Genomic DNA, 6,203 nt, shown 5'->3' with positions numbered 1-6,203 from the left:
CCCAGGCCGACGCGTCGAGCCAGAGGCCACCGAGAAGCACGATCTGTTCGTCAGTCATGCCCTCAACCTAAAGCCGGATCCGGACGTTCCGCTTCCGCTACTCTCACGTCTACTCTCGCGTCGACGGAGGGAAGAGCTGTGCGGGTGCGGGTGGCGGAGACGACGGCGTTGACCTTCGGCGACGGCTCGCCGGTGCGCGCCGCCTCCGCGATCGCCGAGTTCGGGGACGGATACCTGGTCGTGCAGGACGACGCGACGCACGCCGCCTGGTGGCGCCCGGGTTCGGTGACCGCGGTGCGTGTCGTCGACCCGGTCGACGGTCTGGAGGTGTTCAGCTCGGCCGCCGGCACGAAACACCTGAAGCCCGACTTCGAGGCGGCGTGCCCGGTCGCGGGCGGGGGAGCGGCCGGGGTGCTGCTGCTGGGTTCCGGCTCCACCGCGGCCCGGATGCGGGCGTCGCTGGTGACCCTCGGCCCGGCCGGCCCGTCCTTCGCGGTGGCCGACCTGACCCCGCTGTACGAGCGGGTCGCCGCGGCGCTCGGCCTTCCGGTGGGCCTGCTCAACCTGGAGGGCGCCTGCCAGGTGGACGATCGGCTGCGGTGGTTCCAGCGCGGCAACCTCGTGGCCGGCGTTCCCACCGCGTCCGTGGATGTCGATCTCACCGCCCTGCTCGGCGCGATGACCGGGGCGGGGGCGGACCGCGTCGGGGTCGCCGATCCACGCCGGTACGACCTGGGCGCCGTCGGCCACGTCGCGCTGGCGGTCACCGACGCGGTGGCCCTGGGCGACGGGCGGGTCCTGGTCAGCGCCGCCGCCGAGGACACGCCGAACGCGGTGGACGACGGGCCCGTGGTCGGCGCGGCGCTGGCCCTGCTCGACGACCGGGCCGTCCGGGCGGTCGCCGAACTGCCGGTGCTGCCCGGCGGGGTGCCGAAGGTCGAGGGCCTGGCGGTGCGTGAGACGAACGCCGACGGGATGCGGCTGCTGGCCGTCGTCGACGCCGACGACCCGGCCGCCCCCTCCGAGGCGCTGGAGATCAGCCTGCGGTGGTGAAGACCGCGACGGGGAGGAACCACAATGGACAACGAGACGATCGCGGCCTGGCGGGCCGCCGGTGAGCGCGGTGACGCGGCGGCCGCCGGGCGCTGCCTGTCGCCGGACGTGGAGATGATCTCGCCGCTGACCGCGGCCTTCCGGTTCCGGGGGCCGGCTCAGGTGACCACCGTGCTGACCGCCGCCTTCGAGGTCATCCACGACATCCGCTACCACACCGTGCTGGGCGCGGACGACACGTGGTCGCTCTTCTACCATGGCCGTGCCGGGACCGACGCGCTCGAGGAGGCGCAGCTGCTGCGCCTGGACGGAGCCGGCCTGATCCGGGAGATCACCTTCTTCGGCCGGCCCCTGCCCGCCCTGACCCAGGTGATGGCCGGGATCGGGCCACGGCTGCTGCGCCGGCAGGGCCAGCCCGGGCTGGCGCGGCTGGTCGGACTGGCGACCGGGCCGCTGAACGCGATGACGCACAGCGGCGAGCGCACGATCATGCCGCGCGCGAAACCCCGCGATCGATGACCACGACTGCGGTGCTGCCCCTCGCCGTCGAGGGCTTGGTTGGGCACACTGTCTGGCCATGGGATCATCGATGACCACCATCGGGCTGCCGATCGCGCTCGGCATCATCATGCTCGGGCTCGGGCTCAGCCTCACCGTCGGCGACTTCGGCCGCGTGCTCAGTCAGCCCAAGGCGGTGGTCGCCGCGCTGATCTGCCAGCTGGTGCTGCTGCCGGCCGTCTGTTTCGGGCTGGTGCTGCTCTTCGACCTGCCCGCTCTGCTCGCGGTCGGCATGATGCTCCTCGCCGCGTCGCCCGGTGGCACCACCGCCAACCTCTTCAGCCACCTGTTCCGCGGCGACATCGCACTCAACATCACGCTCACCGCGGTCAGCTCGGCGATCGCCCTGGTGACCCTGCCGCTGATCACGAACTTCGCGATCGACCACTTCGCGCCGTTCGACGATCAGCTCGGGATGCAGTGGCGCAAGGTCCTCGAGGTGTTCGCGATCGTGCTGGTGCCGGTGGCGATCGGCATGGCCGTACGCCGCTTCCGGCCGCGGTTCGCGGAGCGGATGGACCGCCCCGTACGCATCGTCTCGGTGGTCGTGCTCGTCGTCGTGGTGGCGGGCGCGGTCGCCTCGAACTGGACGCTGCTCGCCGACAACGCCGGGCAGCTGGCGCTCATCACGGTCACGTTCTGCGTCCTGAGCCTCGGGATCGGCTATCTCGTGCCGCGTCTGCTCCGGGTGTCGCGGCCGCAGGCGATCGCGTCGTCGTTCGAGATCGGCATCCACAACGCCACCCTGGCCATCGTGATCGGGCAGACGGTCCTCGGCTCCGTGGGGCTGAGCTTGCCCGCAGCCGTCTACGGGGTTCTGATGTTCTTCATCGCCTTCGGCTTCGGGCTTCTGATCCGCGACCGAGCGGCCGCGGGCGCGACAACGCCGTTGCCCGCCCGAACCTGAGGAGCTTCCGTGAGCGTTCCCCGCACCGCGGTCATCACCGGCGGCATGAGCGGCCTCGGCGCCGCCGCGGCGACGCGTCTCGCCGCCGACGGCGTGCGGGTCGTCCGGCTGGACATTGCCGCGGGCGCCGACCTCGAGGTCGACGTCACCGACGCCGACGCCGTCGCTGCGGCAGCCGGCCGGATCGGGCCGGTCGACATCCTGGTCAACTCCGCGGGCATCGTGGGGCCCAACGTGCCGCTGTGGGAGGTCCCGCTGGACGGCTGGGAACGTACCTTCGCGGTGAACGTGCGCGGCACCTTCAACACCTGCAAGGCGTTCGTGCCCGGCATGCGCGAGCGCGGCTGGGGCCGGATCGTGAACATCGCGAGCATGGCCGGCAAGGACGGCAACCCCGCGATGTCGCCGTACTCGGCGTCCAAGGCCGCCGTCATCGGCCTGACCAAGTCGCTGGGCAAGGAGCTGGCCACCAGCGGGGTGCTGGCCAACGCCATCGCGCCGGCGGTGATCGAGACCCCGATGAACGCCGCCACCGGCGCCGAGGCCCTCGCGCACATCACCAGCCTGATCCCGATGAAGCGCCTCGGCCGGGCCGAGGAGGTGGCCGAGCTGATCGCGTGGCTCGCCTCCGACCGGGTCAGCTTCTCGACCGGAGCGGTCTACGACATCAGTGGCGGCCGCGCCACCTATTGAGAGCGGCTCAGCAGCAGGGACCGTAGCGCCGGGACGAGTTCGTCGAAGTCGGCTCTGCGGCCGGTGAAGAACTCGGAATAGAGGTATGCGGCGACCGTCCGGACGTACAGATAGGCGAGCTGCACGTCGTCGCCGTCGCGCCGCAGGCGTTCGGTCAATCCGGTCTCGGCGAAGATTTCCAGCTGTGCGGCGACCGCGCTCTCGTGAACGGCGCCGGCCGGTGTGAACAACGTACGTGCGGCGGCCTCCGGATCCTGTTTCAGGAAACGCTCGATGATCGGGGACCGCAATTGTTCGCCGAAATGGCGGGAAACCTCGATCACCCCGTCGAATCCGTCCTTGGTCCGGGCCGCCCGTGATTCGCGGAGCATCGCCTCGGTGATCGTCCGCAAGATGTCGGTCAGCAGCGCGTCCCGGCTCTGGGCCACCCGATAGAGCGTGGCGCGGCTGATCGCGAGCTCGCCGGCCAGCGCCTCCATGTCCAGCGTCGACCGGCTCAGGAAGTGGTCGACCCCGGCCTTGACCACCTGCTCGTGGCTGACGACGCGGCGGCTGGCCCGGCCGGCCGCATCGGTGCCCTCGCCCGCCATGTGCCGTCCACCATCGCCCGTCTTCTCGCCACGGATGTCGCGAAGCGGTCAACAGAGCGCATCCGCGCGCTCACGTTAGCAATCCTTCTCCGCGAGGTGAAGATCAGAATCGGTCAGAACGGAAGGTACGTATGACCGATATTCCTGCGACGGCCGTCTCACGATTATTTCCCGGCTTGAATGCCGACGCCGACCGGCATCACCATCGATTCGGCCACGACCCGATGCCGGGAAGATCAGCGCACGTCCGCGCGAATTTCCATCGGGCCACCGAAGGAGATATCGATGGCATTGACAATTGCTCAGGAGGCGCCCGCGCGCCGCCGGTCGCCGCGCGCCCGTCATCTGATCGGCGCGGCCGCCGCGATGACGCTCGCCGCCGCCGGGGTGACGCTGGCGCCGTCCGCCGACGCCGCGGTGAACCCGTTCGAGCGAGGACCGGCGCCGACCCAGAGCAGCATCCAGGCGAGCCGCGGTTCCTTCGCCATCTCGCAGACGAATGTCTCGTCCCTGGCCGCCAGGGGGTTCGGTGGCGGCGACATCTATTACCCGACCAGCACGAGCAGCGGCACCTTCGGTGCGGTGGCCATCGCGCCGGGCTACACGGCGGGCCGGTCCAGCATGGCGTGGCTCGCGCCGCGCATCGCCTCGCAGGGCTTCGTCGTCTTCAACATCGACACGCTGACCCGGTCGGATCAGCCCGCCAGCCGGGGACGCCAGCTGCTCGCGGCGCTGGACTACCTGACCGGCTCCAGCAGCGTCCGCGGCCGCATCGACGCCTCCCGGCTCGCCGTCATGGGTCACTCGATGGGTGGCGGGGGAACGCTCGAGGCCGCCAAGAGCCGCCCGGCTCTGCAGGCCGCGATCCCGCTGACCGGGTGGAACCTCGACAAGAGCTGGCCCGAGATCGCCGTGCCGACCCTGGTCGTCGGTGCGGAGAACGACTCGATCGCCCCGGTGGCGTCCCACTCGATCCCGTTCTTCACCAGCATGCCGGCATCGCTCGACAAGGCTTATCTCGAGCTGAACGGCGCGTCGCACTTCGCGCCCAACTCGACGAACACGACCATCTCGGCGTTCAGCGTCTCGTGGCTGAAGCGCTTCGTCGACAACGACACGAGGTACGAGCAGTTCCTGTGCCCCGGCCCGTCGAACGGCAGCGCGGTGTCGGACTATCGCGACACCTGCCCGAACTCGTAGCCGTCCGGCGCGAATTACGATCCTGTAGTTCCGTCGCAGCCGTTGCGGACCGGGTAATCGCAGGTCAGAGTCGATATGACGACGAGCGCCGGCCGCGCCGGCGGAAGCCATGCGGCGTAACTGGATAGCCATCCGCACCCGCCTGGCCGGCGGCTCGTCATCGCCTTTGCGTGCCCGGCTTGTCCTCGGGTCGGCCGACCGGCACGATCTTCGTCATGTCAGAGAAGCCGAGCGAGTGGCAGGACGTCGACGGAAACCGTGCGGAGGCACCGGGCTCCGGGCCGCTGACCGCCTCGGCGCGTACGGACTGGTTCGTCGACCCGGCCGGCGGTGACCCGGTCGCCTCGGCGCCGCTCGTCCTGACCCCGGTCGACGGGGATTTCCAGCTGAGCGCACTCGTCGAGGCGCCGCTGTCGAGCACGTTCGACGCCATCGCCCTCTTCGTCCACGGCGGCCCGGTCACCTGGGCGAAGCTGGCCCTGGAACGATCGCCCGCCGGCACCGACATGATCGTGACCGTGGTGACGCGCGAGGTGTCGGACGACGCCAACGGGCCGACCGTGCCGCAGCCGGGCCGGTCGTGGCTGCGGATCTCCCGCACCGATGCGGTCTACGCGTTCCACCACTCCGCGGACGGGGTGTACTGGTCGCTCGTGCGCCTCTTCACGCTGGGGCCGGTGGCGGGCCATCGTGCCGGAGTCTGCGTGCAGTCGCCGATGGGCGAGGGGCTGACCGCCCGGGTGACGGACGTCCGGCTCACCCCGACGACCCTGGCGGACGCACGGGACGGGTCCTGACGACACCGGAAACCACGGGGCTTGAAGTCCGAATCCGGCCGGACTCGCCGGGCCGTTGTCCGTAGGTTCCCGGGTCATGACGACGACGCATGAATCGCAGGTGCGACAGGCCGAGATCTTCGCCGGGCTGCACCGCAAAGGTGATCCGCTGCTGCTGGCCAACGCCTGGGACGTCGGCTCGGCGGTCGTGATCGCCGGCCGCGGAGCGAAGGCGATCGCCACGACGAGCGCCGGGATGGCCTGGTCGCTCGGCACACCCGACGGGGCCGACCTCGGCGCGGCGCGCGTTGCGGCGGTCGTCGAGTCGATCGCCGCGGCGGTGCGGGTGCCCGTCTCCGCCGACATCGAGGCCGGGTACGGGCGCGACCCCGAAACCGTCGCGGCGACCGTGACCGCCGTCGTGCG

Annotated in this window: 8 protein-coding genes; 7 read left to right on the top strand and 1 reads right to left on the bottom strand. The window is 70.9% G+C overall.

Annotated elements, in window-relative coordinates:
• The first annotated feature begins 138 nt into the window (after window positions 1-138).
• From AB0M20_RS21715 to AB0M20_RS21700, 4 genes are read left to right on the top strand one after another with little or no spacing between them, the layout of a single operon-like run.
• Window positions 139-1,053 (top strand): hypothetical protein, encoded by a 915-nt coding sequence (locus tag AB0M20_RS21715; protein ID WP_364300780.1) that lies wholly within the window; start codon window positions 139-141, stop codon window positions 1,051-1,053.
• Between the two features lie 24 nt (window positions 1,054-1,077).
• Window positions 1,078-1,572: a nuclear transport factor 2 family protein gene (locus AB0M20_RS21710; protein WP_364300778.1), complete on the top strand. Its 495-nt coding sequence runs from the start codon at window positions 1,078-1,080 to the stop codon at window positions 1,570-1,572.
• Window positions 1,573-1,630: 58 nt separating this feature from the next.
• The gene (locus AB0M20_RS21705) at window positions 1,631-2,518 is read left to right on the top strand and encodes a bile acid:sodium symporter family protein (RefSeq protein WP_364300776.1); all 888 of its coding nucleotides are present in this window, start codon (window positions 1,631-1,633) and stop codon (window positions 2,516-2,518) included.
• 9 nt (window positions 2,519-2,527) lie between these two features.
• Window positions 2,528-3,211 carry an SDR family NAD(P)-dependent oxidoreductase gene (locus AB0M20_RS21700; RefSeq protein WP_364300774.1) on the top strand — a complete coding sequence of 228 codons (684 nt, stop codon included), beginning with the start codon at window positions 2,528-2,530 and terminating at the stop codon, window positions 3,209-3,211.
• Here the strand turns inward: AB0M20_RS21700 and AB0M20_RS21695 are convergent.
• Complete coding sequence (locus AB0M20_RS21695; RefSeq protein ID WP_364300772.1) at window positions 3,205-3,801, bottom strand: QsdR family transcriptional regulator; 597 nt, start codon at window positions 3,799-3,801, stop codon at window positions 3,205-3,207. The genes AB0M20_RS21700 and AB0M20_RS21695 overlap by 7 nt on opposite strands.
• Before the next feature lie 366 nt (window positions 3,802-4,167).
• Between AB0M20_RS21695 and AB0M20_RS21690 the strand changes: the two genes are divergently transcribed.
• The 3 genes from AB0M20_RS21690 to AB0M20_RS21680 all read left to right on the top strand — a co-directional run.
• Window positions 4,168-5,001: an alpha/beta hydrolase gene (locus tag AB0M20_RS21690; RefSeq protein WP_364300782.1), complete on the top strand. Its 834-nt coding sequence runs from the start codon at window positions 4,168-4,170 to the stop codon at window positions 4,999-5,001.
• Between the two features lie 215 nt (window positions 5,002-5,216).
• Window positions 5,217-5,798 carry a DUF1349 domain-containing protein gene (locus tag AB0M20_RS21685; RefSeq protein ID WP_364300770.1) on the top strand — a complete coding sequence of 194 codons (582 nt, stop codon included), beginning with the start codon at window positions 5,217-5,219 and terminating at the stop codon, window positions 5,796-5,798.
• Window positions 5,799-5,874: 76 nt separating this feature from the next.
• Window positions 5,875-6,203, top strand: a 329-nt coding sequence (locus tag AB0M20_RS21680) for an isocitrate lyase/phosphoenolpyruvate mutase family protein (protein WP_364300768.1), incomplete at its 3' end; no start/stop codon positions are given.

Origin of the sequence: Actinoplanes sp. NPDC051633 (assembly GCF_040681735.1) — a bacterium.
Lineage (GTDB): Bacteria > Actinomycetota > Actinomycetes > Mycobacteriales > Micromonosporaceae > Actinoplanes.
The sequence above is the reverse complement of the archived record's forward strand: the minus strand, read 5'-3'. Positions and strand labels throughout refer to the sequence as shown.

Bases quoted from the DNA above. Each gene is read 5' to 3' on its own strand.
- AB0M20_RS21705 (WP_364300776.1), top strand. From the start codon at position 1,631: ATGGGATCATCGATGACCACCATCGGGCTGCCGATCGCGCTCGGCATC.
- AB0M20_RS21685 (WP_364300770.1), top strand. From the start codon at position 5,217: ATGTCAGAGAAGCCGAGCGAGTGGCAGGACGTCGACGGAAACCGTGCG.
- AB0M20_RS21710 (WP_364300778.1), top strand. From the start codon at position 1,078: ATGGACAACGAGACGATCGCGGCCTGGCGGGCCGCCGGTGAGCGCGGT.
- AB0M20_RS21690 (WP_364300782.1), top strand. From the start codon at position 4,168: ATGACGCTCGCCGCCGCCGGGGTGACGCTGGCGCCGTCCGCCGACGCC.
- AB0M20_RS21695 (WP_364300772.1), bottom strand. From the start codon at position 3,801: ATGGCGGGCGAGGGCACCGATGCGGCCGGCCGGGCCAGCCGCCGCGTC.